The organism is Stenotrophomonas sp. TWI1409 (genome assembly GCF_039673015.1).
In the GTDB taxonomy this organism is placed as follows: Bacteria; Pseudomonadota; Gammaproteobacteria; order Xanthomonadales; family Xanthomonadaceae; genus Stenotrophomonas; species Stenotrophomonas maltophilia_A.
This window is the reverse complement of record NZ_JBDJKU010000031.1, coordinates 24,919-50,749: the sequence shown is the minus strand read 5'-3', so window position 1 is coordinate 50,749 and position 25,831 is coordinate 24,919. Positions and strand designations below refer to the sequence as shown.

The following is a 25,831-nucleotide window of genomic DNA, read 5'->3' as shown; positions in this document are numbered from 1 at the left end:
GGGGATCGCTCGACTCGTCTGTCGGCTAGTATCCGCAGATGCATGCTTGACGGTCCCTCCACCCTGGCTCCTACATACCTCGTAGGAGCCGGGAGGAACATACAAGCCATGCTCGACTGGGGCTTTCCCTACAAGCCTTACCGCACTCAAGCGATATCCAAGCTGCCTCGCCAGCCAATGCTGAGGCATGCCCAGTCCACGTCTCCTGAGAGGCCGTTGGTCGCAACTGCGGAACGTCTACGCGATCACCACTGTCACTCACCAGCGCCATCGGCACTTTGATGATCCACACCAGGCCGCCGTCGTTGTAGCGGGCCTGCAGTGGATTCAGCAGGAGGGTCGATGCCTTAACCTCGCATGGGCGGTCATGCCAGATCATGTGCATTGGTTGATGCAACTGCGCTCAGGAACCCTTGCCGCGTCGGTCCAGATGATGAAATCCCGCTGCAGCCGACTCATAGGCATCGACGGGCCGCTCTGGCAGCGTGGTTACCATGATCACGCTGTGCGATGTGATGAGTCCCTGAGAAACCAAGCTCTGTACATCGCAGCGAATCCTGTGCGCGCCGGGCTGGCGGCACAGCTCGGCGATCATCCGTTTGCCTGGTGCCGGTGGTTCGATCGATCGCCCTAGAGGCGAGTCAGGGATGGCCGACCCTGTAGAGTCGAGCGATGCTCGACTGGGGCTTACCCTGGGATCCGCAAGTCGAGCATGGCTCGACTCTACAGAAAGGCAGTCGAGCATGGCTCGACTCCACAGTTGGGGGCTTACCAGCGCGGGGTCTTGGTCAGCGGCGGGGCCTGGTGCTGGCGGTCGTAGGCGCGCAGCTCGTCACGGATGTGTGCGATGCGCTGGCGGCCCAGGGCATTGCGGCTGTCATCGAGCACCACGCCATCCAGCAGTTCAGCCATGCGCTGCACCGTCGGCAGCATCTTCTCCCAGGCGTCCAGCGCGGTCAGCGGCGCCGGCAGGGTCAGGAAGAAGGCGATGGCCGGGGTTTCCATGGCACGGATGTTGGCCATGTCGAAGCTGCCCGGCTTCATGATGCTGGCCATCGAGAAGATCGGGCCGCGCTCGGGGTGGCCTTCCACCAGACGGTGGAACACGTTCATGTGGCCGAACACCAGGCCGGTCTTCTCAGCCGCCACCACGATGTCCTCACCACGAAGCTGCTCGCCGGCCCGGGCAGCCACGAACAAGGAGACGATCTTGTCGAAATCCTGGGTGGCGCGCTTGCCGAGATCACTGGCGCCCGGGTCGGTTTCGCCCAGACCAAGTTCGGCCTGCTCGCCTTCCGTGCCCATGCCCGGTTCGACGCGGCCATCGGCCACGGCGACGCCGTCTTCGCCCAGTACCGGTTCGCGGCGCTCGCCGCTGGTCGGTTCCGCGCCTTCCACGCGGCGCCCCTGGGGCTTCTTTTTCGGACGGCCAAACAGGAAGATCGCGGCGATCAACAGCAGGCCGGCGGCCAGGATGCCGATGCGCAACAGTGCCGTGTCGGACATTCGATAGGTTCTCCGGCTAGTTCATTCAGGTAACTAGGATGGCACGTCAGGCCGCGCCCGCCAATCGCGCGGCTTCTTCCAGGTCCACGCTGACCAGGCGGCTGACGCCCGGCTCGCGCATGGTCACGCCCGACAGCTGGTGCGCGGCCTCCATCGTCGCTTTGTTGTGGCTGACGAACAGGAACTGCACCTTTTCGCTCATCTCCTTGACCATGTTGGCCAGGCGGCCGACGTTGGCTTCGTCCAGCGGCGCGTCCACCTCGTCCAGCAGGCAGAACGGCGCGGGGTTCAGCTGGAAGATGGCGAACACCAGCGCCACCGCGGTCATCGCCTTCTCGCCGCCGGACAGCAGCGAGATGCTGGACACGCGCTTGCCCGGCGGACGCGCCATGATGGTCACACCGGTGTCGAGCAGGTCTTCACCGGTCAGTTCCAGGTAGGCGTGGCCGCCACCGAACAGGCGCGGGTACAGCGCCTGCACGCCAGCGTTGACACGATCGAAGGTGTCCTTGAAACGACCGCGGGTCTCGCGGTCGATCTTGCGGATCGCATCTTCCAGGGTTTCCAGCGCCGTGGTCAGGTCGGTGTGCTGCGAATCCAGGTAGTCCGAGCGCTGCGAAGCCTCGCCGTACTCGTGGATGGCGGCCAGGTTGACCGGCTCCAGCCGGCGCATGCGGCCATCGATCTGGTGCACGGCCTGCTCCCAGTCACCCAGGCGGGCGTCCTCGGGCAGTGCGTTGAGCACGTCCTGCAGCACGAACCCGGCCTTCTCCACCGCGCCCTGCAGGGTATCCGCGCTGAGCACCAGCGCCTGCTGGTCCAGCTTGCGCTGCGAAATACGCTCGCGCTGGGCCAGCGCCTGTTCGTCACGCTGGTGACGGGTCTGCTCGTAATTGCGCAGCTCGGCGTCGATGCCGTCCAGCAGCGTGCGCGCCTCGGTCAGCACGCGATCGGCACGCACACGCTCTTCCAGTGCGTTCTGGTGCTCGGCCTGCAGCGACTCGACCGGCGAATCACCTTCGTCCAGCTGCGAATGCAGTTCGCCCAGTCGCGAATCCAACTGCCCGCGCTGGGTACCCATGCGTTCCAGCGCTTGGCTCAGTGAAGCCAGCTGCGCCCGCTGCGATTCCAGGGTCAGCGCCAACGAGTGCGAGCGCTCGCGCACCGCTCGCGCGGCGTCTCTGGCCAGGTCGCGGGCCTCGGTCAGCTGGCGGCGCTCACCCTCCAGCCGTTGCCGGGTCGATTCCAGGTCGCCCATGCTGCTGACCGCGTTTTCCAACCGCGACCGCGCTTCACGCGCCTGCTCGTTGTTGGCTTCCAGCGTTTCCTGCAGCTGCTTCAGTTCACCTTCGATGCGGTCGATGCGCGTTCGCGCCGCCTCCACCTTGCCCTGCTGTCCCTGCAATTGGCCAGCCAGTTCAGAGACCGCACGATGGGCCTGGTACAGCGCACGCTGCGCGTCTTCGCGCTGCTGCTCAGCGGCCTGCAACTGCTCGCGGAAACCACTCAGCTGTTCTTCCAGCTCGGCTTCGCGATCCTGCAGTTGCTCGATCTGCTCACGCAGCTCGTTGATCTCACGTTCGCGCAGCAGCGCGCCCTGCTGGGCCGCACCGGAGCGCGACACGCGCAGCCAGCCCTGGCCCAGGCGCTCGCCGCTCTGGGTGATGATCGAATCGCCTTCCGGAAGACTGCCCTGCAACACCTTCGCCTCGGACAGGTCCTTGGCTGCGTGCAGGTGCGCCAGCAGGCGACGGATCGCGGCCGGGCCACGCACGCGGGCCGCCAGCGAGGTTGGCGCGACCTTCAGGTCCGCGCCATCGTTGGCAACCAGCGCGATGTGGCCCTCGCCCAATTCGCCGAGGGCATCGACCAGGCTGGCCGGATCATCAACCAGCACGCCTTCGATCAATTGGCCGAGCGCGCTTTCCACCGCGTTTTCCCAGCCGGCATCAACGTCCAGGCGTTCGCCGACACGCGCCGCCGAATCCAGTCCACGCGCCTTCAACCAGGCCACGGCCGCGCCCTGCTCCTGGCCCAGCGCGGCCTGCTGCAGGGTTTCCAGTGAAGCCAGGCGACCGCGCAGGCCATTGGCCTGCTTGCGCAGTTCGGCCAGTTCGTTCTGGCCATTGCGCTGCTGTTCCTGCACCGCCGCCACGCCCTGCTTGCGCAGCTCGACGTCTTCACTCAGTTCATCCAGCGCGGTCTTCTGCGTGTCGTGCTGCAGGTGCAGCTGCTCGAAGGCTTCTTCCAACGCGTCCACGTCCAGCCCGGCGCGCTCGGCGGCCAGGGCTTCACGACGCCGGTCGGCATCGAGGATCTGCTTGTCCAGGTAGTCCACGCGCGTGCGCTCGACATCGCCGGCGCGCGACGCCTCCGAACTCTGCGAGGTGTGCTGCTCCCAGCGCTGCTGCCAGCTGGCCAGCCGGTCCTCGGCCTCGCGCAGGCTTTCCTGCTTGATCTCGTTCTCTTCCTGCAGTTCTTCCAGCTGCGGGGTGGCGGCCTCCACCGCCTCGCGCAGCACCATCAGCTTGGCCTCGTCGCCGCTGATGTGCTGGCCCAGTTCGGCCAACGCCTGGCGGGTTTCATCGCGCGCCTTGTGCAGGCGCTGCGACAGCTCGCGCTGGTGCTGGATCTGCTGCTCCAGGCGCGCCAGCGTGCTGCCGACCTGGTAAACCGCAGCCTGCGCGGTGTTGAGCGCGTCGGCGGCCTCTTCGCGTCGAACGCGCGAGGTCTCGATGCGGGCCTCGGCATCACGCTGATCGGCGATCAGCTGCTGCAGCTTGGTCTCTTCCTGCGACAGCCCTTCGCGCAGCTTGGACAGGCGACCGTCCAACCCGCGGAATTCCAGGGCCTTCCACTCGGCATCCTTGACCCTGCGCTCTTCCTGCAGCGCCTGGTACTGCTCGGCCTGCTTGGCCTGGCGCTTGAGGTGTTCGAGCTGCTTGCTGATCTCGTCGCGCAGGTCGCCCAGCCGGTCCAGGTTCTCGCGGGTGTGGCGGATGCGGGTCTCGGTCTCCTTGCGGCGCTCCTTGTACTTGGAGATGCCGGCCGCCTCCTCCAGGTACACGCGCAGGTCTTCCGGGCGCGCCTCGATGATCTGGCTGATCATGCCCTGTTCGATGATCGAGTAGCTGCGCGGGCCCAGGCCGGTGCCGAGGAACAGGTCGGTGATGTCGCGGCGGCGGCACTTGGTGCCGTTGAGGTAATAGTTGCTGGTGCCGTCGCGGCTGACCGTGCGCTTGACCGAGATTTCGTTGAACGAGGCGTACTCGCCCGAGATCGTGTGGTCGGAGTTGTCGAAGATCAGCTCGACGGTGGCCTGCGAGACCGGCTTGCGGGCATTGGAACCGGAGAAGATCACGTCGGTCAGCGAGTCGCCGCGCAGGCGGCTGGCCGAGCTCTCGCCCATGACCCAGCGCACGGCGTCGATGATGTTCGACTTGCCGCAGCCATTGGGGCCCACCACGCCGGTCATGTTGGTCGGCAGGTGCAGGGTGGTCGGATCGACGAACGACTTGAAGCCGGACAGCTTGATCGTGGAAAGACGCATAGGGGTTCCGGACTGGGGCCGGCAAGCGGCCTGCGTTTACCCTCCAAGTCATTGATCCTGCTGGGATCGATGCCCGTGGAACGGGTGTGACGCCCTGAGTATACCGATGTGGCCGTGTTCTACGAATGGGCGTGGAACATTGTCCAGCCCCACCCCGTCGGCCGGACGTGGCCCGACGCCACGAAACGGAGCCATAAAACAAAACGGGCACCCTTGCGGGCGCCCGTTCTGCGGTGATTCCAGGCCTTGCGGCGTGGGATCAGGCTTCGGCGACGACGACGACCTTGACGGTGGTCTCGACGTCGGCGTGCAGGTGGACCAGCACGTCGTATTCGCCGATGTTGCGGAAGGCGCCTTCGCCCAGGATGACTTCGCTCTTGCTGACCGGCAGGCCGGCAGCGGTGAAGGCATCGGCGATTTCGCGGGCGCCGACCGAGCCGTACAGCTTGCCTTCGGTCGAAGCGTTGGCCGGGATGGTCACGCTCGCGCCTTCCAGCTTGGCCTTGCGGGCGTCAGCGTCGGCGTGGATGGCCTGGGCCTTGGCTTCGTATTCGGCGCGCTTGGCTTCGAACTCGGCCTTGTTGCTCTCGGTGGCCGGAACGGCCTTGCCCTGCGGCACGAGGAAGTTACGGCCGTAGCCCGGCTTCACGTCGACCAGGTCGCCCAGATTGCCGAGGTTGGTGACTTTCTGCAGGAGGATCAGCTGCATGGTATTGCTCCAGATAAGTTATTCGTTAGCGAGGCGATGCCCCGCAACAAAGGCTGTCCGAATAGCTGGCACAGCGGGGGCGGCACCGGGCCGCCCCGCCGGGCATCAGACGTCGTGGTTGTCGGTGTACGGGATCAGGGCCAGGAAGCGAGCGCGCTTGACGGCGGTCGCCAGCTGACGCTGGTACTTCGACTTGGTACCGGTGACGCGGCTCGGCACGATCTTGCCGTTCTCGGTCAGGTACTGGCGCAGGGTGTTGAGATCCTTGTAGTCGATCTCCTTCACACCTTCAGCCGTGAACTTGCAGAACTTGCGGCGACGGAAGAACTTGGACATGGGAAGGCTCCTTAGGCGGCGGAAGCGGCGTCGTCGCCGGCTTCGTTGTCAGCGGTGGTGGTGGACTCGCCTTCTTCGTCGTCACGACGACGGCGCTCACCGCGCTCCGGCTTGTCACCCTTCTCGTCCTTGCTCTTCATGATCAGCGACTGCTCGGTGTCAGCCTCGTCACGCTTGATGACCAGGTTGCGCAGCACGGCGTCGTTGAAGCGGAAGCTTTCGGTCAGTTCGTTCAGAACGGCCTGGTCGGCTTCGATGTTCATCAGCACGTAGTGGGCCTTCACCAGGTTCTGGATCGGGTACGCCAGCTGGCGGCGGCCCCAGTCTTCCAGACGGTGGATGGTGCCGTTGCCGTTCTCGACCAGCGACTTGTAGCGCTCGATCATGGCCGGGACCTGCTCGCTCTGGTCCGGGTGGACCATGAACACGATTTCGTAATGACGACTCATGTTTTTTCTACCTTTCGGATGTGGCCTCGCGGCCGGACAGCCCCCCGCCGTTGAGACCGCGGTGGGGCAAGGATTCCCGCCAGGAAGGCAGGAAGCCGCGCATTATGGCGCAGATGGGGTGACTGGGCAACCGGCGGGTCACAGGGCAACCTGAACCGGGGGCAGCCTTCATGCCAGCCAAGGCTGGCCGCTACCGGAGCCCCGCACAGTCCACGAATCCGCCTGGATTCACCCCAGGTCGACGTGAAGGCGGTGCTGGCCGCATTCCAGGCACTGGAACAGGCAGCCAATCATCTCCCCGTCCCGGCTCAGGTGTTCAAGCACCCAGTCGGCGTCGCGCGGATTGACCTCGACCACGTCGGGCCGGACCTCGTCGAGGATGGGCAGCAGATCTTCGCTGCCGGCGTAACCGAGGAAGGCGCAGGGCCGCTCACAATGGCTGAGCCAGACCGACTGCTGCCAGGACGAGTAGCCCGGGGTGCGCTCGCAGATCTCCAGCAGCAGCTCGCGGGCGATGGTCGGCGGCGGATCGGCCGGATCCGGGGATACCCCCTCGATATCGCTCCAGCCGGTGAATTCACCCTCGTAACTGACCGCTGCCCTGCCATCGGCAATACACCAGGGGCACAGGTAATCGGGGCTCAGAACGGAGTAGAACGGCCCCCGGTAGCGCAGTGTGCGCGGCTGACCGCAGCAGTCGCAGACCCCGTCGACCTCTTCGAAGGAGAGGGCGTAGGCATTGGGGTGATAAATGAAAAGCGGTCGTTCCATCCGTGGATCCCTTCCCTGCCGACCAAGGTTGGCATCTACCAGCGCCCGGCCATGCCCGGCGGACGCCAGAACCAGCCCTCAGGCCTTGTCGGCGTCGGTGGTGAAGCTTTCACCGCAGCCACACTCGGCGGTGGCGTTCGGGTTGCTGAACGTGAACGTTTCGCTCAGGCCGTGCTTGCCGAAGTCGATCACGGTGCCGTCCACCAGCGCCAGGCTCTTGGCATCGACATAGATCTTCACGCCGTCCTGGTCGAACACGGTATCGCCCTCGCGCTCGTCGCGGGCCAGGTCGGTGATGTGACCCCAGCCCGAGCAACCGGTCTTGGTCACGCCGAAACGCAGGCCCAGCGCGCCGGGGGTCTGGGCGACAAAGCGCTGCACGCGCTCGAAGGCAATGGGGGTCAGGCTGACGGCCATGGGGCTACTCCATAGGTACGGGGACATTATAAGGAGCCGTTGCCACGAAAAATGCCTCGCAAGCAGAACGCTGCAACCGGTAAACTCCCGTGTTCACAGATCGAGTCGATCAGCAGAGGATTCAAGTCATGACGGTGGTCAGCGTTGAACATGCGCTTGCCGGGAAGATCCCGGAAGGCGGCGAAGTCACGGTACGCGGATGGGTGCGCACGGTGCGCGGTTCAGCGAATCTGGCCTTCGTGAATGTGAGCGACGGCTCCTGCTTCGCCCCGATCCAGGTCGTGGCCGGCGACAGCCTGGCCAACTTCGACGAAATCAAGCGCCTGACCAGCGGCTGCTCGGTCATCGCCACCGGCACCCTGGTGAAGTCGCAGGGCAAGGGCCAGTCGTTCGAGATCCAGGCCAGCACGCTGGAAGTGGTCGGCTGGGTCGAAGACCCGCTCACCTACCCGATCCAGCCCAAGCCGATGTCGCCGGAGTTCCTGCGCGAAGTGGCGCACCTGCGCCCGCGCACCAACCTGTTCGGCGCGGTCACCCGCATCCGCAACTGCCTGGCCCAGGCCGTGCACCGTTTCTTCCACGAGAACGGCTTCAACTGGATCAGCACCCCGATCATCACCACCTCCGACGCCGAGGGCGCCGGCCAGATGTTCCGCGTGTCCACCCTGGACATGGTGAACCTGCCGCGTGACGAGAAGGGCGCGATCGATTTCAGCCGCGACTTCTTCGGCAAGGAAACCTTCCTGACCGTGTCCGGCCAGCTGAACGTCGAGGCCTACTGCCTGGCGCTGAGCAAGGTCTACACCTTCGGCCCGACCTTCCGCGCCGAGAACAGCCACACCACCCGCCACCTGGCGGAGTTCTGGATGATCGAGCCGGAAATCGCCTTCGCCGACCTGGCCGAAGACGCGCGCCTGGCCGAAGAGTTCCTGAAGTACCTGTTCCGTGCGGTGCTGAACGAGCGTGGCGACGACCTGGCCTTCATCGCCGAGCGCGTGGACAAGAACGCGATCACCAAGCTGGAAGACTTCATCAATGCGCCGTTCGAGCGCATCGACTACACCGATGCGGTCAGCCTGCTGCAGAAGTCCGGCAAGAAGTTCGACTTCCCGGTCGAATGGGGCCTGGACCTGCAGACCGAGCACGAACGCTGGCTGACCGAAGAACACGTCGGCCGCCCGGTGGTGGTGACCAACTATCCGGAGCACATCAAGGCCTTCTACATGCGCCTGAACGACGACGGCAAGACCGTTGCCGCGATGGACGTGCTGGCCCCGGGCATCGGCGAGATCATCGGCGGCAGCCAGCGCGAAGAGCGCCTGGACGTGCTGGACGCGCGCATGGCCCAGTTCGGCCTGGATCGTGAGCACTACAGCTGGTATCGCGACTTCCGCCGCTATGGTTCGGTGCCGCACGCCGGCTTCGGCCTGGGCTTCGAACGCCTGGTGGTGTACGTCTGCGGGCTGTCCAACATCCGCGATGCGATCCCCTACCCGCGCGCCCCGGGCAGCGCGGACTTCTAAGCCCCACACGACCACGGAGGTACCGCTCCCATGACCCTGTTCTTCGCCCTCTGTTTCGTCGGCGTTGCAGTGGCCGGGTTCAGTGCCTTCGTGATCTTCTGGCCGCTGACCCTGGTGCACGTACGCGATCGCCATCCGGCGCTCGCCGAGCGCTTCGGCAGCGGTGCCTTCCTCAAGCCCGATGCCCTGGCCTGGCTGCTGCGCCGTGACTATCGCCAGCAGCCGGACCGCTCGCTGTCCGGGCTGGCGACGCCGGCCTGGGTATCGCTGCTGACCCTGCTGGCCGGACTGGGCATGGCCGCCCTGCTCTGGCTGGCCTCGCTCTGGTAACACATCCATGAATGACATCACCGCCTCGCGCGACAGCTGGTGGCTGGCCAGCCTCGGCAACACCCTGATCTGGGCGCGCCTGCGCGTGCGCCCGGCCGGCACCGCCGAAGTGCTCGACAGCGATGGCAACACGCTGAGCTATGACAGCGAAGACACCGCGCGTTCGCAGCTGTTCGACGCCGAATTCGTCGAGTACGACGGCCTGGACGAGGAAGACGCGCTGGTGCGCGGCTTCAGTCTGCACGAAGTGCAGCCGCCGCAGGCCGACAGCGATGAGGGCCTGCGCGGCCGCATGATCCAGTCGCTGGGCGGGCGCGCCTGACCCCTGCATGTTCACCCCGCGCGCCTTCGCCGAGACCGACCTGCTCTGGCTGGACCGCCTGCTGGCGCGCGACCCGTTCGTTACCGTGCTTACGCCCGGCAGCGATGGCCTGCCGGAGCTGACCCGGATGCCGGTGCTGTACCGGCGTGACGGCGACCAGATCGAACTGCGCGGCCACTGGGCGCGCGCCAACCCGCAGTCGCGCCACCGCGGCGCGGCCAAGGTACTGATCGATGGTCCGCATGGCTACGTCTCGGCCAGCTGGTATCCGGACAAGGAACCCGCTGCGCGGGTACCCACCTGGAACTACGCCGCTGCCGAGCTGCGTGGCCAGCTGCAGACCTTCGACGATACCGAGGCGCTGGCCGAACTGGTCGGCGGGATCAGCGACCGCTTCGAAGCGAGTGTCGGCCAGGCCTGGCAGTTCGATGCCACGCGTGCCGAACATGGCCCGGAGCTGCGCGCCATCGTCGGCTTCCGTTTCCAGGTCGAACAGGTGCAGCTGAAGCTCAAGCTGAGCCAGAACCATCCCGATGCGAACCAGCGCGCGGTGATCACCGAACTGGAACAGCTGGGCACCCCCGCTTCCACCGAGTTGGCGCAGTGGATGCGCTGGCACCGCGAACAGGCCGCCCGCAGCGACTGAACGCCCCAGATTCCCGCGACGACGCAGCCGGGCGGCTGCGGCGAGCCCCCACCCGACGCCAGGGACCCATACATGAAAGACATCCACAAACTGCTGCAGAACAACCGCGACTGGGCCGACCGCATCGAGAAGGAAGACCCCGAGTTCTTCCACCAGCTCGCCAAGCAGCAGCACCCCGAATACCTGTGGATCGGCTGTTCCGATTCGCGCGTGCCGGCCAACCAGATCATCGGCATGGCCCCGGGTGAAGTGTTCGTGCACCGCAACGTCGCCAACGTGGTCGCCCACACCGATCTGAACTGCCTGAGCGTGGTGCAGTACGCGGTAGACCAGCTGAAGGTGAAGCACATCCTGATCGTCGGCCACTACGGCTGCGGCGGCGTGCATGCCTGCCTGCACAACACCCGCGTCGGCCTGGCCGACAACTGGCTGCGCCACGTTGGCGACGTGATGCAGAAGCACACCGGCATCCTCGATGCGATCGAGACCGACGAGCTAAAGCACGCACGCCTGTGCGAACTGAACGTGATCGAGCAGGTGGCCAATCTGTGCCGCTCGACCATCGTGCAGGACGCCTGGGCCCGCGGCCAGAAGCTGATGGTGCACGGCTGGGTCTACAGCCTGAAGGACGGACGCGTGCGCGAGATGGGCATCGACGTCGGTTCGCAGGAAGAACTGCAGCCGGCCTACGAAAAGGCCCTGTCCTACGTCCCGCGCAAGGGCAAGCGCGACTGATCCCTTACGGATGACCACCATGCTCGCTTCGCCGATCAACCTGCACGCCTGGATCGAAGAAAACCGCCACCTGCTGAAGCCGCCGGTGGGCAACAAGATGATCGACAACGGAGACTTCATCGTGATGGTGGTGGGCGGGCCGAACTCGCGTACCGACTTCCACTACGACGAAGGCCCCGAGTGGTTCTACCAGCTCGAAGGCGAGATGGTGCTGAAGGTGCAGGAAGACGGCGCAGTGCGCGACATTCCGATCCGCGCCGGCGAGATCTTCCTGCTGCCGGCAAAGGTTCCGCACTCGCCGCGGCGCCCGCCCGGTGGTATCGGTCTGGTGGTCGAGCGCAAGCGCCTGCCGCACGAGATGGACGGCGTGATCTGGCATTGCGAACGCTGCAACCACAAGCTGCACGAAGAGTATTTCCCGCTGCAGAACATCGAAACCGACCTGCCCAAGGTATTCGCGCGTTACCACGCCAGCCTGGAACTGCGTACCTGCAGCGAGTGCGGGCACGTGGACCCGCTGCCGGCGCCAGCGGTCGGCTGAGCCTCGAACGGTAGTCGCCCACCCTGGTGGGCGCATGCTCGCCCCCGCTCTGGTAGATGCCCACCTTGTAGATGCCCACCTTGGTGGGCGCTTGCTTGTACGTGCGCCAACCAAGGTTGGCGACAACCGGGTCATGCGGCGCTGGCGTTGGGTTGGCAGCTACCGGGCCATGCCCCAGGCGCTACACTGGCGGTCCCGTTGCAGCCTGTTGCCCGACCATGTCCGACCTGCTCAGCCGCACCCACGCCATTGCCCTGGACGCCGCCGATCCGCTGCGCCCGCTGCGCAATGAATTCCTGATTCCGCGCCATGGCGGCGGCGAGCAGACCTACTTCGTCGGCAACTCGCTGGGCCTGCAGCCGCGTGGCGCGCAGGCGGCCGTGCAGGAAGTGATGAAGCAGTGGGGTGAGCTGGCGGTGGAAGGCCACTTCACCGGCCCGACGCAGTGGCTGTCCTACCACCGCCTGGTGAGCGCGCAGCTGGCCCGCGTGGTCGGTGCGCTGCCCAGCGAGGTGGTTGCAATGAACACGCTGAGCGTGAACCTGCACCTGATGATGGTCAGCTTCTACCGGCCCACGGCCGAGCGCCCGGTGATCCTGATGGAAGCCGGCGCATTCCCGACCGATCGCCACGCGGTGGAAGCACAGATCCGCTTCCATGGTTTCGACCCGGCCGAGTGCCTGGTGGAAGTGCAGCCGGACGAGGCCAACGGCACGATTTCACTGACCGCGATCGAGCATGCCATCGCCGAGCACGGTTCACGCCTGGCGCTGGTGCTGTGGCCCGGCGTGCAGTACCGCACCGGCCAGGCCTTCGACCTCGATGCGATCACCCGCGCCGCACGCCTGCAGGGCGCGCGTATCGGCTTCGACCTGGCACACTCGGTCGGCAACCTGCCGCTGCGCCTGCATGACGTGGCCCCTGATTTCGCCGTGTGGTGCCACTACAAGTACCTCAACAGCGGCCCGGGCGCGGTTGCCGGCGCCTTCGTCCACGAGCGCCATCACCGCGACACCAGCCTGCCGCGCTTTGCCGGCTGGTGGGGCCATGAGGAATCCACCCGCTTCCAGATGGCACCGCAGTTCACGCCGGCCATCGGTGCCGAAGGCTGGCAGCTGAGCAATCCGCCAATCCTCGGCCTGGCGCCGCTGCGCGCCTCGCTGGACCTGTTCGAGCGCGCCGGCATGGAGGCGCTGCGCAGCAAGTCGCTGGCACTGACCGGCATGCTCGAAGCACTGGTCCGTGCGCGCCTGTCCGGCGTGCTGGACATCATCACCCCGGCCGAGCCGCAGCGCCGTGGCTGCCAGTTGTCGCTGCGCGTGATCGGTGGCCGCGAGCGCGGCCGTGCGCTGTTCGAGCATCTGCGCGGCATCGGCGTGCTCGGCGACTGGCGCGAACCCGACGTGATCCGCATCTCGCCCACGCCGCTCTACAACCGCTACCTGGACGTGCACCACTTCGTCGAGGAAGTGGAAGCCTGGGCCGGCCTCTAAGCCGGCCCCTCCCCTACTGCTGGACAGTTCGTTGATCGCACACGCTTCCCGCTCGTTGAGCATTATCGGTGCCGGCCTTGCCGGGTCCCTGCTGGCCATCCTGCTGTCACGCCAGGGCTGGCGCATCACCTTGTACGAACGCCGCGGCGATCCACGCGTGGCCGACTACGAGAGCGGCCGCTCGATCAACTTGGCGTTGGCCGAGCGTGGGCGCAACGCACTGCGTCAGGCGGGCGTGGAAGACGAGGTGATGGCGCGCGCGGTGATGATGCGCGGGCGCATGGTGCACCCGCGCGAGGGCGAACCGCAGCTGCAGCGCTATGGCCGCGACGACAGCGAAGTGATCTGGTCGATCCACCGCAGCGACCTGAACACCACGCTGCTGGAGCTGGCCGAACAGGCCGGCGCCACCGTGCACTTCCATCGCCGCCTGCACACCGTCGATTTCGATGCGGGTTACGCACGCTTCATCGATGACCGTGACGACAGCCCGCACGACATCCGTTTCGACACCCTGATCGGTGCCGACGGTGCCGGTTCGGCACTGCGTGCGGCGATGAACCGGCGCGCGCCGCTGGGTGAGGACATCGCCTTCCTCGACCACTCCTACAAGGAGCTGGAGATCCCGCCGGCTGCCGATGGCAGCTTCCGCATCGAGCGCAATGCACTGCACATCTGGCCGCGCGGCCACTACATGTGCATCGCCCTGCCCAACCATGAAGGCACCTTCACCGTCACTCTGTTCCTGCCCAACCAGGGCGACCCCAGCTTCGCCACGGTCAACACCGGCGCACAGGCCGAGGCGCTGTTCGCGCGCGAGTTCGCCGACACCCTGCCGTTGATCCCGAACCTGCGCGCGGACTGGGAGCAGCATCCGCCGGGCCTGCTTGGCACGCTCACTCTGGAACGCTGGCACCAGCAGGGCCGCGCCGTGCTGATCGGCGACGCCGCGCATGCGATGGTGCCGTTCCATGGCCAGGGTATGAACTGCGCGTTCGAGGACTGCGTTGCGCTGGCCCGTCACCTGATGGAGGCCGATGATCTGGAAGGCGCGTTCGCCGCGTTCGAAGCCGAGCGCAAGCCAAATGCGCGCGCAATCCAGCAGATGGCGCTGGAGAACTACCTGGAGATGCGCGACCGCGTGGCCGATCCCGCCTTCCTGCTGCAGCGCGAGCTGGAACAGGAACTGCAGCGGCGCTGGCCGACCCGCTTCGTACCGCACTACACGATGGTCACTTTCCTGCACACGCCGTACGCCGAGGCGCTGCGCCGCACCGAACTGCAGCGCGACATGCTGGTGGCCGCCACCGCCGGTCACGATTCACTGGACAACATCGACTGGACCGCACTGGAAGCACAGATCCACGCCCAGCTGCCGGTCCTGGAGGGCGCGCACTGATGGCTGACAGCTTCCTGTTCTACGACCTGGAAACCTTCGGCCAGGACCCGCGGCGCACGCGCATCTCGCAGTACGCCGCCATCCGCACCGACGCCGACCTCAACGAAATCGACACCCCGGTCAGCTTCTTCGTGCGCCCGGCCGATGACCTGCTGCCCTCACCGATGGCCACCCTGGTCACCGGCATCACCCCGCAGCAGGCACTGGCCGAGGGCATCAGCGAGGCCGAAGCCTTCGATCGCATCAACGAGCAGCTGTCGCGCCCCGGCACCTGTGCGCTGGGCTACAACACGCTGCGCTTCGACGATGAGTTCGTACGCTACGGGCTGTTCCGCAACTTCCACGACCCATACGAACGCGAGTGGCGCAACGGCAATTCGCGCTGGGACCTGCTGGACATGCTGCGGCTGATGCGCGCGATGCGCCCGGAGGGTATCCAGTGGCCGCTACGCGAGGACGGCGCCACCTCGTTCAAGCTCGAACACCTGGCCGAAGCCAACAACGTGCGCGAAGGCGATGCGCACGAAGCGCTGTCCGACGTGCGCGCCACCATCGGCATGGCGCGGCTGTTCAAGCAGTCGCAGCCACGCCTGTGGGACTACGCACTGAAGCTGCGTGACAAGCGCTTCGTCGGCAGCCTGCTGGACGTGGCCGCGATGAAGCCGGTACTGCACATTTCCATGCGCTACCCGGCCAGTCGCCTGTGCGCAGCCCCGGTGCTGCCGCTGGCCGCGCACCCGACCATCAACAACCGGGTGATCGTGTTCGACCTGGAAGGCGAGATCGACGACCTGCTGGAACTGCCGGCCGAGGTGATCGCGCAGCGCCTGTACATGCGCGCCAGCGAGCTGCCCGAAGGCGTGGCGCGGGTGCCGCTGAAGGAAGTACATCTGAACAAGGTGCCGGCGCTGATCGCCTGGAACCACCTGCGTGCCGATGACCACGCGCGCCTCGGCCTGGACGTGGCTGCGATCGAGGCCAAGGTGGAACGGCTGCGCGCGTTCGCCCCACAGCTGGCCGAGAAGGCCCGGCAGGTCTACAACCAGCCCCGCGCCGCCATCGTGGCCGACGTCGATGGCTCGCTGTACGACGGCTTCCTCGGCAATGGCGACAAGCCGCTGCTTGCACTGGCACGCACCACCGCGCCGGAGCAGCTGGCCGCGCTGGAAGGCCGTTTCCGCGACCCGCGCCTGCCGGAGCTGCTGTTCCGCTACCGCGCGCGCAATCATCCCGACAGCCTCGCGCCGGCTGAACGCCAGCGCTGGCAGGATTACCGCCGCCAGCGCCTGCTCGGAGATGGCGGGCTGGGCGAACTCAACCTGCCCCAGTACCAGCAGCAGCTCGATGCACTGGCCGCTGAAGCGCCCGACGACGCGCGGCGCCAGGCCCTGCTGCAATCGCTGCGCGACTGGGGCCAGCACCTGCAGGAGACCTTGTGAGTACCTATTTCTCGGACGCCAGCTTCAAGTTCCTGCGCAGCCTGGCGCGGCATAACGACAAGGCGTGGTTCAACGACCACCGCCAGCAGTATGAAGACCACGTGCGGCAGCCATTCCTGCGCCTGCTGGGTGACCTGCAGCCGGCGCTGGCCGAGGTCAGCGACCACTTCCGCGCCGATACCCGCGGCGTCGGCGGCTCGCTGTTCCGCATCCATCGCGACGCGCGCTTCTCCAACGACAAATCCCCGTACAAGACCTGGCAGGGTGCACGCCTGTTCCATGAGCGCCGCCGCGAGGTGGCCGCGCCCTCGTTCTACGTGCACCTGCAGCCGGGCGAGAGCTTCGTCGGTGCCGGCCTGTGGCATCCGGAACCGGAGACCCAGCGCCGCGTGCGCCACTTCATCCTCGACAACCCGGGCAGCTGGAAGGCCGCAGCGCATGCACCGGCCCTGCGCAAGCGCTTCGACTTCGAAGAGAGCGAGAAGCTGGTGCGTCCGCCGCGCGGCTTCCCGGCCGACTTCGAATTCATCGACGACCTCAAGCACCGCAACTGGGTGATGTGGCGCTCGCTGGACGACGCCACCATGACCAGCCCGCGCCTGCTGTCCACGCTGGGCAAGGACCTGGCCGCGCTCGGCCCGTTCGTCGACTACCTGTGCGCGGCGCTGGACCTGGAATTCTGATGCCGTTGGCACAGCAACGCCGCACGCTGGGCCGCACCGGCCTGGCGGTTTCGCCGGTGGGCCTTGGCTGCTCCGGCTTCTGGGGGCATCGCCGCTTCCCGGAACAGTCGGCCGCGCACGTGGTCGAGCAGGCACTGGCACAGGGCGTGAACCTGTTGGACACCGGCCACAACTATTCCGGTTTCCACGCCGAGCCGCGACTGGGCCGCATCCTGCGCCCGTTGCTGAAGCGATACCCGCGCGAGTCGCTGGTGATTTCCAGCAAGGGCGGCACGCTGACCGGCCAGGCCGGCGTCAGCGGCGCCGAGCAACGCAATTTCTCGCCGGCAGCCATCACTGCCAGCTGCGAGGCCTCGCTGCGCAACCTCGGCCTGGATTACCTGGATATCTACCAGCTGCACGGTGCCAGCCAGCACGACATCAACGATGACCTGCTGGCCGCGCTGCAACGCCTGCGCGAACGCGGGCTGATCCGGCACACCGGCATCAATACGCACACGGCATCGACCCTGCGCTGGATGATCGACCATCCCACGCTGTTCGACGTGGTGCTTCTGGACTACAACGCCCTGCAGCAGGACCGTGAACCCCTCATCGACCAGTTGCACGCGGTGGGCATCGGCGTACTGGCCGGCACCGTGCTGGCGCAGGGCCATCTGCTGCCACCACGCCCGCGCCTGCCACGACCGGCGGATGCCTGGTACCTGGCCAGGGCCTGGCTCAAACCGAGCAGCCGCACACTGATGCACAGCGCACGCAACATGCGGAAGGCACTCGCCGCCATCCGCAGCCAGCGCCCGGCCCAGACCGCGTTTGCCTACGCCCTGGGCCATCCCGGCGTGGCCAGTGGCATCCTGGGCACCACCCGCACCGGCAGCCTGGACGAAGTACTGGCGACGCGGCTTGAGGCACTGACCGCAGCCGAACGCCAGCAGCTGGTGGACGCCTTCGGTGATGGCCGCGGATCTCCCAGTCATTGAGTCTTCACCCCATGCTGCTGCGGTTGCGGCAGTCTGGGCGGCATGAAGAAACTCACCGCACTCGTTGGGCTGCTGGTCCTGGCCTTGGCCGCCTGGTGGTTCGGCGGCCCGTACATGACCGTCAATGGCCTGTCCAAGGCCATTGAGCAACGCGACACCGCGCGCCTGGAGCGTTACGTCGATTTCCCGCGCGTGCGCAGCAGCCTGCGCGCGCAGCTCAATGACTATCTGGTGCGCCAAGCCGGCCCGGATGTGGCGGCCAGCCCGTTCGGTGCCCTGCTGTACGGGCTGGGCGACCAGCTTGGTGGTGCCGCGGTGGACACCATGGTGACCCCGACCGGGATCGGCGCGATGCTGCAGGGTCACGTGCTGTGGAAGCGCGGCCGCAATGAACTGCAGGGCGGCGATGCCTTCGGCGCGACCGAACCCGCACGGCCGCTGAAGCATGCCGAACATCATTTCGAAGCGCTGGACCGCTTCGTGATCGATGTCGATCGCGGCCCCGGCCAGCCGCCGATGAAGGTGGTGCTGGAACCGCAGGGCCTGCGCTGGAAAGTGGTGGACCTGCAGCTGGGGATGTCGGGCAGCCCTTGACGGGACCCGTGGCCTGACGGCAATGCCAACCAAGGTTGGCGACTACCAGGGCACGGCGCTCTGGTAGGTGCCCACCTTGGTGGGCATGGATGCATGGCAGTGCCAACCAACGGTTGGCACCCACCCGGCATGGTTTCACCCCTCGTTGGCAACGCCATGCGGCACGTGGCCGGCGGCTACATGCTCTCGGGCGCTGTCGATGTTGTGCTGCGAATCATCGAAGAAGATGTCGGCGCCGAACGCCTGCAGGAACGGGCCCTTGTGGCGGCCACCGAGGAACAGCGCTTCGTCCAGGCGCACACCCCACTCACGCAGGGTGCGGATCACCCGTTCGTGCGCAGGTGCCGAACGCGCGGTCACCAGTGCGGTGCGGATTGGTGCACTGTCTCCGGCCGGGAACACTTCCTGCAGCGTGTGCAGCGCCGACAGGAAGCCACGGAACGGCCCGCCGCTGAGCGGCTCGCGGGCGCGCTCGCGTTCGTGGCGGCCAAAGGCTTCCACGCCCTGCTCGCGCGAAATGCGCTCACTCTCGTCGCCGAAGATCACGGCGTCACCGTCAAAGGCGATGCGCAGCTGGCCGGCCGGGCGACCGGTATCGATCTGGTCGGCCGCCGCAGCGGCGGTCTCGCCCGGCGGCTTGGGCAGGATGGTCGCCGCCGCGATGCCATGGCGCAGCGCGCTGCGCACCGATTCGGGGTTGGCCGACAGGAACAGGTCGGTGCCGAATGGCTTCACGTACGGCCAGGTCGGCTCGCCGGCGGTGAACGTTGCGCGGATGATGCCCAGGCCGTAGTGCTGGATCGAATTGAAGATGCGCAGGCCGGTATCGGCCGAATTGCGCGACAGCAGGATCACCTCGACCCGCGGGTTCTCCGGGCTGGCGCCCTGATTCAGCGCCAGCAACTTGCGCACCACCGGGAAGGCCACGCCGGGCCCGAGGATATCGTCCTCGTGCTGGCGCTGGAATTCGGCATAGGCCGCCACGCCATCGCTCTCGAACAGCGCATGGCTTTCCTCGAGGTCGAACAGGGCGCGCGAGGTCACCGCGACGGTCAGCAAACGGGGGGAGTTGTCGCCCATCGGTGGGGGTCCTTCAAGCGGTCGGCGGGGCCGGCCGCCTATTGTCGTCAAAAAACGAACTGTTCGCTCAGGATCCGGTCTTCCAGGTTGTGCTCCGGGTCGAACAGCAGGGTCACGCGGCGGTCCTTCGACTCGCGGATGGTCACCTCGACCACGTCGCGGGTCTCGTGCGAATCCGCTGTAACGCTGACCGGGCGCTTGTACGGATCAAGCACGCGGAAACGCACCTCGGTGTCGGCCTTGAGGATCGCCCCGCGCCAGCGTCGCGGCCGGTAAGGGGCCAGCGGCGTCAGCGCGATGGTATGCGAGCCCAGCGGCAGCACCGGTCCGTGCGCGGAATAGTTGTAGGCGGTACTGCCTGCCGGGGTGGCCACCAGCACGCCGTCTCCGATCAGTTCGGCCACACGTTCCTGGCCGTTGAGGTCGATGCCGATATGCGCCGCCTGCCGGGTCTGGCGCAGCAGCGACACATCGTTGTAGGCCAGCGAACCGGTACTGGTGCCCGACTCGGTCAGCGCCACCATTTCCAGCGGGCGCAGGTTGGCCGGTTCGGCACGGGCAATGCGGGCCTGCACGTCGTCGTCGCCGCGGTACTGGTTCATCAGGAAGCCGACGGTGCCCAGTTTCATGCCGAACACCGGCTTGCCCAGGTGCCCGTGCCGATGCAGGGTCTGCAGCATGAAGCCGTCGCCGCCCAGTGGGCACAGAACGTCGGCCTGCTCCGGCGCGTGATCGCCATAGCGCGAGACCATGGCCGCGCGGGCCATCTGCGCGGGCTCGGTGGTGCTGGCCAGGAAAGCGATGCGGGGGGTGTCGCTCATCGGTGGATCCGGGGGGGACTGGTGAAGAGCATAACCGAGCGCCGGGGGGTGGACCGCGCGGGGCGGATGACCGGCATATCCGCCGGGACACGCCGTAAACCCGTCCCTGGGGGCTCGATCGCGCCATCCATGGCGCTCACGGTCCCGGCGGATATGCCGGTCATCCACCTGACAGGTCGACGGCCGGCGTCGGGTCAGTGATCGCAGAAAAACAGGCAGAAACAGAACGGCCCCGCTTTCGCGGGGCCGTTCCTCCAACTGCTGCAGATCAGGAGCCCCCCCTGAGTCCGGGGGGCGCGCCACCGGCGCGGGGGTCTGGGAGCATGGTTGGCATGGGGCCCACGGTTTGCAGAGCAAACCGTGGGGCGTCAGCGCGAATGCGCTTACGCACCATGCGCGGCCAGCTGGCCCAGGCGCTGGACGGCGACCGAGACGGTCGGGTAGTCCAGGGTCTTCTGCTCGGCCAGTTCGGCCAGCATCGCCAGGGTGAAGCGCAGGCTGTTGTCGTCGCGACCCATCCAGGCCGCCACCTTGGCTTCGGCACTGCCACCCTTGGTGCCCAGCACCTGGCCCGCCAGGTTGCGGTGGTTGGCGGCCAGCTCGTCACGCAGCACGCCACGTGCCACGGCGTGCCAACGGCCATTGACCTCCAGCGCGTCGACCTGCTCGAACAGCCATGGCAGCTGCAGGGCATCGCCCAGGCGGAAGTGGACCTTGGACACGTCCACCGGCTTCAGCTTGCGGGTACGGGCCAGTTCGATGATGTCGAACGCCGGCTCCAGGAAGTGCAGTTCGGCCAGCTGCTGTGCCAGCGCGGACGGCAGGCCCTTTTCCTTCCACTCGGCCACCAGGGCTTCGTAGGTCGGACGCTGCGAATCCGGCAGCACACCCGAAGCAACGCGGATGTCGTTGAACGGACCCTGGTAGCGGTTGACCGCTTCGGTGATGCCCGGCATCGCGCCCGGGCGCGACAGCAGCCAGCGCACGAACGAGCGCTGCAGCTTCCAGATCACTTCCAGTGCATCGATCTGCACCGACTCCGGCACCTTGCCGTCGAGGGCATCGATCTGTGCCCACAGCGCGCGCGCATCCAGCGTTTCACGGCTGATGGTGTAGGCCTTGGCGACCTCGGCGATGGAACGACCGGTGTCTTCCTGCATGCGCATCAGGAAGGTGGCGCCCATGCGGTTGATGGTCTGGTTGGTCACGGCCGTGGCGATGATTTCGCGCTTCAGGCGGTGACGCTCCATTGCGTCGGCGTACTTCTTCTGCAGCGGGGTCGGGAAGTAGCGCTGCAGCTCCTTGGACAGGTACGGATCTTCCGGAATGTCCGAATCCAGCAGCTGGGCGAACGCCACCAGCTTGGAGTAGGACAGCAGCACCGACAGCTCCGGACGGGTCAGGCCCTGGCCGCGTGCCTTGCGCTGCGACAGCTCGGCATCGGACGGCAGGAACTCGATCTGGCGATCAAGCAGGCCCTGCTGCTCCAGGGTACGGATGAAGTGCTGCTTGGAACCCAGGCGCTTGACCGCCATCCGCTCCATCAGGCTCAGCGCCTGGTTCTGGCGGTAGTTGTCGTTGAGCACCAGCTCGGCGACTTCATCGGTCATCGAAGCCAGCAGCTTGTTGCGCTGCTCGACGGTCAGCTTCTTGGCCCGCACCACATCGTTGAGCAGGATCTTGATGTTGACTTCATGGTCGGAGGTGTCGACACCGGCCGAGTTGTCGATGAAGTCGGTGTTGAGCAGCACGCCGGCCTGGGCAGCTTCGATGCGGCCCAGCTGGGTCATGCCCAGGTTGCCGCCCTCGCCCACCACCTTGCAGCGCAGCTCGCCACCGTTCACGCGCAGCGCGTTGTTGGCGCGGTCGCCGACATCGCTGTGCTGCTCGCTGGCGGCCTTGACGTAGGTACCGATGCCGCCGTTCCACAGCAGGTCGACCGGTGCCTTCAGGATCGCGCTCATCAGGTCGTTCGGCGACAGCGCCTTGACGTTCTCGTCCAGGCCCAGCACTTCACGCACCTGCGGGGTGATCTCGATCGACTTCAGGCTGCGCGGGTACACGCCGCCACCCTTGCTGATCAGCTTGGCATCGTAGTCCGCCCAGCTCGAACGCGGCACGGTGAACAGGCGCTCACGTTCGACGAACGTGGTGGCTGCATCCGGGTTCGGGTCCAGGAAGATGTGGCGGTGATCGAACGCGGCGACCAGGCGGATGTGGCGCGACAGCAGCATGCCGTTGCCGAACACGTCGCCGGACATGTCGCCGACGCCGACTGCGGTGAAGTCCTGGCTCTGGCTGTCACGGCCCAGCGCACGGAAGTGGCGCTTGACCGACTCCCACGCACCGCGTGCGGTGATGCCCATGCCCTTGTGGTCGTAACCCACCGAACCACCAGAGGCGAACGCATCGCCCATCCAGAAGCCGTGCGCGATGGCCAGGCCGTTGGCAATGTCGGAGAAGGTCGCGGTGCCCTTGTCGGCAGCCACCACCAGGTACGGATCGTCCATATCGTGGCGCACGACATCCACCGGCGGCACTATCTTGTTGTTGACGATGTTGTCGGTGATGTCCAGCAGGCCCTGGATGAACAGCTTGTAGCAGGCCACGCCGTTAGCGAAGATCGCGTCGCGGTCGCCGTTCACCGGCGGGGTCTTGGCGAAGAAGCCGCCCTTCGCGCCGACCGGCACGATGACGGTGTTCTTGACCATCTGCGCCTTGACCAGGCCCAGCACTTCGGTACGGAAGTCTTCGCGACGGTCCGACCAGCGCAGGCCACCACGGGCGACCGCGCCGAAGCGCAGGTGGGTACCTTCCACGCGCGGGCCGTAGACGAAGATTTCGCGGTACGGGCGCGGCTTCGGCAGGTCCGGCACCAGCGCCGAATCGAACTTGAAGCTGATGACATGGCCGTGCTGGCCGTTGGCATCGGTCTGGTAGTAGCTGGTACGCAGGGTCGCGTCGATCACGCCCATGAACGAGCGCAGGATGCGGTCCTCGTCCAGGCTGGACACGCGGTCCATCAGCTTCAGCAGCGCATCGCGCGCGGCCTGCATCTGCGCGTCGCGGTCACCCTTGCGGGCATCGACCACGGTCTTGAGCACCTTCAGGGTGGCGTCGTCGCCAGCAGCCAGCACATCGAAGTGGGCCTTCAGCTGGGCCTGGCCGGCGGCGATATCGTCCTTGCTCTCCTGGCCGGTAGCCGGATCGAAGCGGGCTTCGAACAGCTCGACCAGCAGGCGGGCCAGCAGCGGGTAGCGCGCGAAGGTGCCTTCCACGTAGGCCTGCGAGAACGGCACGCCGGTCTGCAGCAGGTACTTGCAGTAGCCACGCAGCATGGCGACCTGGCGCCAGTGCAGGCCAGCGGCCAGCACCAGGCGGTTGAAGCCGTCGTTCTCGGCATCGCCGTGCCAGACGCGGGCGAAGGTCTCGCCGAAGGCTTCATCGACGCTGGCGGCATCGATCGCGCCGGCGGTCGACTCGACCTCGAAGTCCTGCACGTACACCGGCGCGTTGTCGACCGACAGGCGGTACGGACGCTCGGCGATCACGCGCAGGCCCATGTTTTCCATCATCGGCAGCGCGTCCGACAGCGGAATGTCGTCCAGCTGGCGATACAGCTTCAGGCGCAGGCCATCGCCGCTTTCGCGCGGCACGGCCTGCAGGCTCAGGCGCAGGTCGTCCGGGCCGGTCAGGGCATCGAGCTGGCTGACATCGTTGGCGGCAACGGCGGTGCTGTTGTCTTCAATGTAGCCGGCCGGCAGTGCCTTGCCGATACGGGCAGCGATGCGCAGGCCTTCGGTTTCGCCATGGCGGGTCACCAGCGCTTCGCGCAGGTCGTCCTGCCAGTTGCGCAGCACCTGGGCCAGCTTCTGCTCCAGTTCGGCGGTATCGACGTCCAGCATTTCGCCCGGCTTCGGGCGCACGATCAGGTGCACCTGGGCCAGCGGCGATTCGCCCAGCACCACCGAGCTGTCCACGTACTCGCCGTGCAGCGCGTCCTTCAGCATCGCTTCGATGCGCAGGCGCACGTCGGTGTTGAAGCGCTCACGCGGCAGGTAGACCAGCGCGGAGATGAAACGACTGTACTTGTCACGGCGCAGGAACAGGCGGCTGCGCACGCGCTCCTGCAGGCCCAGCACGCCCATGGCAGTGCGGAACAGTTCGTCCTCGCTGGACTGGAACAGTTCTTCGCGCGGCAGGGTTTCCAGGATGTGGCGCAGGGCCTTGCCGCTGTGGCTGGCCGAGGCCAGGCCCGACTGCTTCATCACGTGCTCGTGGCGCTGGCGCACCAGCGGGATTTCCCACGGGCGACGGTTGTAGGCGCTGGAGGTGAACAGGCCGAGGAAGCGCTGCTCGCCGATGATCTTGCCCTTGGCGTCGAATTCCAGCACGCCGATGTAGTCCATGTAGCCGGCGCGGTGCACGCGCGAACGGGCATTGGTCTTGGTCAGGATCAGCGCGTCCTTCAGCCCGGACGTGGTGTTCAGGCCCTGCGCGGCCAGGGTCTTGACCGGACGGGCGGCGGACTTGTCCTTGCCGCGCATCAGGCCCAGGCCGGTGTCGTTCAGCGGCGCCAGCACCTCTTCCTTGCCCTGCTTCTCGACGCGGTACTCGCGGTAGCCGAAGAAGGTGAAGTGGTTGTCGGCGGCCCAGCGCAGGAATTCCTGTGCTTCCTTGCGCGACGCGTCGTCGACCGGCAGCTGGCGGCTGCCCAGGTCGTCGGCCAGCGCCAGTGCCTTGTCCTTCATCGGCTGCCAGTCGCGCACGATCGCACGCACTTCGTCCAGCGCCTTGCTGATGGCCTGCTCGATGGCCGCCATGGCTTCAGCCGGCTGGCGGTCGATCTCCAGCAGCATCACCGACTCGGCATCACCCTCGCCGACCTTGACCAGCTTGCCGGCCTTGTCGCGGGTGAAGCGCAGCACCGGGTGGCCCAGCACGTGGACGCCCACGCCCTGTTCGGCCAGCGACATGGTGACGGTGTCGACCAGGAACGGCATGTCGTCGTTGACGATCTGCAGCACGGTGTGCGGCGATTCCCAACCGTTGGCCTTCGCGGTCGGATTGAACACGCGGACGTTGGCCTTGCCGGCCTTGCGGGCACGGGCGAATTCCAGCGTCTCAGCCGCGAGAGCGGCCCACTCTTCAGCGCTGTGGTGCGGGAACTCGTCCGACTCCATGCGCTTGTAGAAGTCAGTGGCGAAGGCCACCGCTTCGGCCTGTGCGGCCGCGGGGTAACGCTTGCGCAATGCCGTGTACACCGGCTCCAGGGAGAAACCAGCGGTCACTGCGACCTCCGACTCTGCTGGTTTGGTCTTGTTTTTCACGGTCTTGGCTGCGGTTTTTTGCGGTTTCATGGCAGAGCGATGCGCTTGCTCAGTTGGGAAAATGAAATTGTAGCCCTACCGCACGAAAAGGCCTTGCTGCAGGACGGAATAAGCAGATTCGGGTTTGCTGCGGTTTAGACGCCTATTCAGTTCGCACCGGTATGGTGCTGGCGCCCG

The 25,831-nt window shown here is 66.5% G+C and carries 23 protein-coding genes; 13 read left to right on the top strand and 10 right to left on the bottom strand.

Annotation, left to right across the window (positions count from 1 at the left end; genetic code table 11):
* Positions 1-187: 187 nt before the first annotated feature.
* Complete coding sequence (locus ABE423_RS11955) at positions 188-634, top strand: transposase (RefSeq protein WP_080103081.1); 447 nt, start codon at positions 188-190, stop codon at positions 632-634.
* Positions 635-768: 134 nt separating this feature from the next.
* Here ABE423_RS11955 and zipA read toward each other — a convergent pair whose 3' ends face one another.
* The 7 genes from zipA to ABE423_RS11920 all read right to left on the bottom strand — a co-directional run bounded on the left by zipA (position 769) and on the right by ABE423_RS11920 (position 7,738).
* A complete protein-coding gene (zipA, locus tag ABE423_RS11950; RefSeq protein WP_006376490.1) occupies positions 769-1,506 on the bottom strand; it encodes a cell division protein ZipA in 738 nt (245 codons plus the stop codon).
* A gap of 46 nt (positions 1,507-1,552) precedes the next feature.
* Positions 1,553-5,056 carry a chromosome segregation protein SMC gene (gene smc, locus ABE423_RS11945; RefSeq protein WP_346486144.1) on the bottom strand — a complete coding sequence of 1,168 codons (3,504 nt, stop codon included), beginning with the start codon at positions 5,054-5,056 and terminating at the stop codon, positions 1,553-1,555.
* Positions 5,057-5,315: 259 nt separating this feature from the next.
* A complete protein-coding gene (rplI, locus tag ABE423_RS11940; RefSeq protein WP_014037734.1) occupies positions 5,316-5,765 on the bottom strand; it encodes a 50S ribosomal protein L9 in 450 nt (149 codons plus the stop codon).
* A gap of 105 nt (positions 5,766-5,870) precedes the next feature.
* Positions 5,871-6,101, bottom strand: a complete 231-nt coding sequence (rpsR, locus tag ABE423_RS11935) for a 30S ribosomal protein S18 (RefSeq protein ID WP_002804494.1) — start codon at positions 6,099-6,101, stop codon at positions 5,871-5,873.
* Positions 6,102-6,112: 11 nt separating this feature from the next.
* A complete protein-coding gene (rpsF, locus tag ABE423_RS11930) occupies positions 6,113-6,550 on the bottom strand; it encodes a 30S ribosomal protein S6 (RefSeq protein ID WP_006452997.1) in 438 nt (145 codons plus the stop codon).
* A gap of 228 nt (positions 6,551-6,778) precedes the next feature.
* Positions 6,779-7,321, bottom strand: a complete 543-nt coding sequence (locus ABE423_RS11925; RefSeq protein ID WP_346486142.1) for a CbrC family protein — start codon at positions 7,319-7,321, stop codon at positions 6,779-6,781.
* Positions 7,322-7,399: 78 nt separating this feature from the next.
* The gene (locus ABE423_RS11920) at positions 7,400-7,738 is read right to left on the bottom strand and encodes an iron-sulfur cluster assembly accessory protein (RefSeq protein ID WP_006376495.1); all 339 of its coding nucleotides are present in this window, start codon (positions 7,736-7,738) and stop codon (positions 7,400-7,402) included.
* Positions 7,739-7,866: 128 nt separating this feature from the next.
* Between ABE423_RS11920 and asnS the strand changes: the two genes are divergently transcribed.
* The 12 genes from asnS (at position 7,867) to ABE423_RS11860 (ending at position 18,423) form a co-directional block, all read left to right on the top strand.
* A complete protein-coding gene (gene asnS / locus ABE423_RS11915) occupies positions 7,867-9,261 on the top strand; it encodes an asparagine--tRNA ligase (RefSeq protein ID WP_049400203.1) in 1,395 nt (464 codons plus the stop codon).
* Between the two features lie 30 nt (positions 9,262-9,291).
* On the top strand, positions 9,292-9,591 hold the full coding sequence (locus ABE423_RS11910; protein WP_005417403.1) for a hypothetical protein: 300 nt from the start codon (positions 9,292-9,294) through the stop codon (positions 9,589-9,591).
* A gap of 7 nt (positions 9,592-9,598) precedes the next feature.
* Entirely contained in the window at positions 9,599-9,913 is a 315-nt protein-coding gene (locus ABE423_RS11905; protein ID WP_006453002.1) for a hypothetical protein, read from the top strand.
* A 7-nt stretch (positions 9,914-9,920) separates the two neighbouring features.
* The gene (locus ABE423_RS11900; RefSeq protein WP_346486139.1) at positions 9,921-10,559 is read left to right on the top strand and encodes an FMN-binding negative transcriptional regulator; all 639 of its coding nucleotides are present in this window, start codon (positions 9,921-9,923) and stop codon (positions 10,557-10,559) included.
* A gap of 72 nt (positions 10,560-10,631) precedes the next feature.
* Positions 10,632-11,294, top strand: coding sequence for a carbonate dehydratase (gene can, locus ABE423_RS11895; RefSeq protein WP_014037740.1), 663 nt, complete (start codon positions 10,632-10,634; stop codon positions 11,292-11,294).
* A gap of 19 nt (positions 11,295-11,313) precedes the next feature.
* Positions 11,314-11,835 (top strand): 3-hydroxyanthranilate 3,4-dioxygenase, encoded by a 522-nt coding sequence (locus tag ABE423_RS11890; RefSeq protein ID WP_032127723.1) that lies wholly within the window; start codon positions 11,314-11,316, stop codon positions 11,833-11,835.
* 218 nt (positions 11,836-12,053) lie between these two features.
* Complete coding sequence (gene kynU / locus ABE423_RS11885) at positions 12,054-13,328, top strand: kynureninase (protein WP_032127677.1); 1,275 nt, start codon at positions 12,054-12,056, stop codon at positions 13,326-13,328.
* A 31-nt stretch (positions 13,329-13,359) separates the two neighbouring features.
* Positions 13,360-14,727, top strand: a complete 1,368-nt coding sequence (locus tag ABE423_RS11880) for an NAD(P)/FAD-dependent oxidoreductase (protein WP_032127676.1) — start codon at positions 13,360-13,362, stop codon at positions 14,725-14,727.
* The gene (sbcB, locus tag ABE423_RS11875; protein WP_346486136.1) at positions 14,727-16,166 is read left to right on the top strand and encodes an exodeoxyribonuclease I; all 1,440 of its coding nucleotides are present in this window, start codon (positions 14,727-14,729) and stop codon (positions 16,164-16,166) included. Before ABE423_RS11880 ends, sbcB begins: the two co-directional genes overlap by 1 nt.
* Positions 16,163-16,849, top strand: a complete 687-nt coding sequence (locus ABE423_RS11870) for a DUF2461 domain-containing protein (RefSeq protein ID WP_346486134.1) — start codon at positions 16,163-16,165, stop codon at positions 16,847-16,849. Before sbcB ends, ABE423_RS11870 begins: the two co-directional genes overlap by 4 nt.
* Entirely contained in the window at positions 16,849-17,829 is a 981-nt protein-coding gene (locus tag ABE423_RS11865) for an aldo/keto reductase (RefSeq protein ID WP_346486133.1), read from the top strand. The genes ABE423_RS11870 and ABE423_RS11865 overlap by 1 nt, the downstream gene beginning before the upstream one ends.
* 42 nt (positions 17,830-17,871) lie before the next feature.
* Positions 17,872-18,423: a DUF2939 domain-containing protein gene (locus ABE423_RS11860; RefSeq protein WP_071227460.1), complete on the top strand. Its 552-nt coding sequence runs from the start codon at positions 17,872-17,874 to the stop codon at positions 18,421-18,423.
* Between the two features lie 135 nt (positions 18,424-18,558).
* On the opposite strand, the gene ABE423_RS11855 is transcribed toward ABE423_RS11860, so the two are convergent.
* The 3 genes from ABE423_RS11855 to ABE423_RS11845 form a co-directional block, all read right to left on the bottom strand.
* Positions 18,559-19,503, bottom strand: coding sequence for a 5'-nucleotidase (locus ABE423_RS11855; protein WP_005417414.1), 945 nt, complete (start codon positions 19,501-19,503; stop codon positions 18,559-18,561).
* A 47-nt stretch (positions 19,504-19,550) separates the two neighbouring features.
* Positions 19,551-20,324, bottom strand: coding sequence for an NAD kinase (locus ABE423_RS11850; RefSeq protein ID WP_006376667.1), 774 nt, complete (start codon positions 20,322-20,324; stop codon positions 19,551-19,553).
* 383 nt (positions 20,325-20,707) lie between these two features.
* Entirely contained in the window at positions 20,708-25,684 is a 4,977-nt protein-coding gene (locus ABE423_RS11845; protein ID WP_180837519.1) for an NAD-glutamate dehydrogenase domain-containing protein, read from the bottom strand.
* Positions 25,685-25,831: the final 147 nt, after the last annotated feature.

What these genes read in the sequence shown, in the direction of transcription:
- ABE423_RS11920 (WP_006376495.1), bottom strand. Translation starts at nt 7,738, where the DNA reads ATGGCCGTCAGCCTGACCCCCATTGCCTTCGAGCGCGTGCAGCGCTTT.
- ABE423_RS11905 (WP_006453002.1), top strand. Translation starts at nt 9,599, where the DNA reads ATGAATGACATCACCGCCTCGCGCGACAGCTGGTGGCTGGCCAGCCTC.
- ABE423_RS11955 (WP_080103081.1), top strand. Translation starts at nt 188, where the DNA reads ATGCCCAGTCCACGTCTCCTGAGAGGCCGTTGGTCGCAACTGCGGAAC.
- kynU (WP_032127677.1), top strand. Translation starts at nt 12,054, where the DNA reads ATGTCCGACCTGCTCAGCCGCACCCACGCCATTGCCCTGGACGCCGCC.
- ABE423_RS11860 (WP_071227460.1), top strand. Translation starts at nt 17,872, where the DNA reads ATGAAGAAACTCACCGCACTCGTTGGGCTGCTGGTCCTGGCCTTGGCC.
- ABE423_RS11925 (WP_346486142.1), bottom strand. Translation starts at nt 7,321, where the DNA reads ATGGAACGACCGCTTTTCATTTATCACCCCAATGCCTACGCCCTCTCC.
- rplI (WP_014037734.1), bottom strand. Translation starts at nt 5,765, where the DNA reads ATGCAGCTGATCCTCCTGCAGAAAGTCACCAACCTCGGCAATCTGGGC.
- ABE423_RS11850 (WP_006376667.1), bottom strand. Translation starts at nt 20,324, where the DNA reads ATGAGCGACACCCCCCGCATCGCTTTCCTGGCCAGCACCACCGAGCCC.
- ABE423_RS11845 (WP_180837519.1), bottom strand. Translation starts at nt 25,684, where the DNA reads ATGAAACCGCAAAAAACCGCAGCCAAGACCGTGAAAAACAAGACCAAA.
- can (WP_014037740.1), top strand. Translation starts at nt 10,632, where the DNA reads ATGAAAGACATCCACAAACTGCTGCAGAACAACCGCGACTGGGCCGAC.
- sbcB (WP_346486136.1), top strand. Translation starts at nt 14,727, where the DNA reads ATGGCTGACAGCTTCCTGTTCTACGACCTGGAAACCTTCGGCCAGGAC.
- ABE423_RS11855 (WP_005417414.1), bottom strand. Translation starts at nt 19,503, where the DNA reads ATGGGCGACAACTCCCCCCGTTTGCTGACCGTCGCGGTGACCTCGCGC.
- smc (WP_346486144.1), bottom strand. Translation starts at nt 5,056, where the DNA reads ATGCGTCTTTCCACGATCAAGCTGTCCGGCTTCAAGTCGTTCGTCGAT.
- zipA (WP_006376490.1), bottom strand. Translation starts at nt 1,506, where the DNA reads ATGTCCGACACGGCACTGTTGCGCATCGGCATCCTGGCCGCCGGCCTG.
- ABE423_RS11910 (WP_005417403.1), top strand. Translation starts at nt 9,292, where the DNA reads ATGACCCTGTTCTTCGCCCTCTGTTTCGTCGGCGTTGCAGTGGCCGGG.
- ABE423_RS11900 (WP_346486139.1), top strand. Translation starts at nt 9,921, where the DNA reads ATGTTCACCCCGCGCGCCTTCGCCGAGACCGACCTGCTCTGGCTGGAC.
- ABE423_RS11890 (WP_032127723.1), top strand. Translation starts at nt 11,314, where the DNA reads ATGCTCGCTTCGCCGATCAACCTGCACGCCTGGATCGAAGAAAACCGC.
- rpsR (WP_002804494.1), bottom strand. Translation starts at nt 6,101, where the DNA reads ATGTCCAAGTTCTTCCGTCGCCGCAAGTTCTGCAAGTTCACGGCTGAA.
- ABE423_RS11865 (WP_346486133.1), top strand. Translation starts at nt 16,849, where the DNA reads ATGCCGTTGGCACAGCAACGCCGCACGCTGGGCCGCACCGGCCTGGCG.
- asnS (WP_049400203.1), top strand. Translation starts at nt 7,867, where the DNA reads ATGACGGTGGTCAGCGTTGAACATGCGCTTGCCGGGAAGATCCCGGAA.
- rpsF (WP_006452997.1), bottom strand. Translation starts at nt 6,550, where the DNA reads ATGAGTCGTCATTACGAAATCGTGTTCATGGTCCACCCGGACCAGAGC.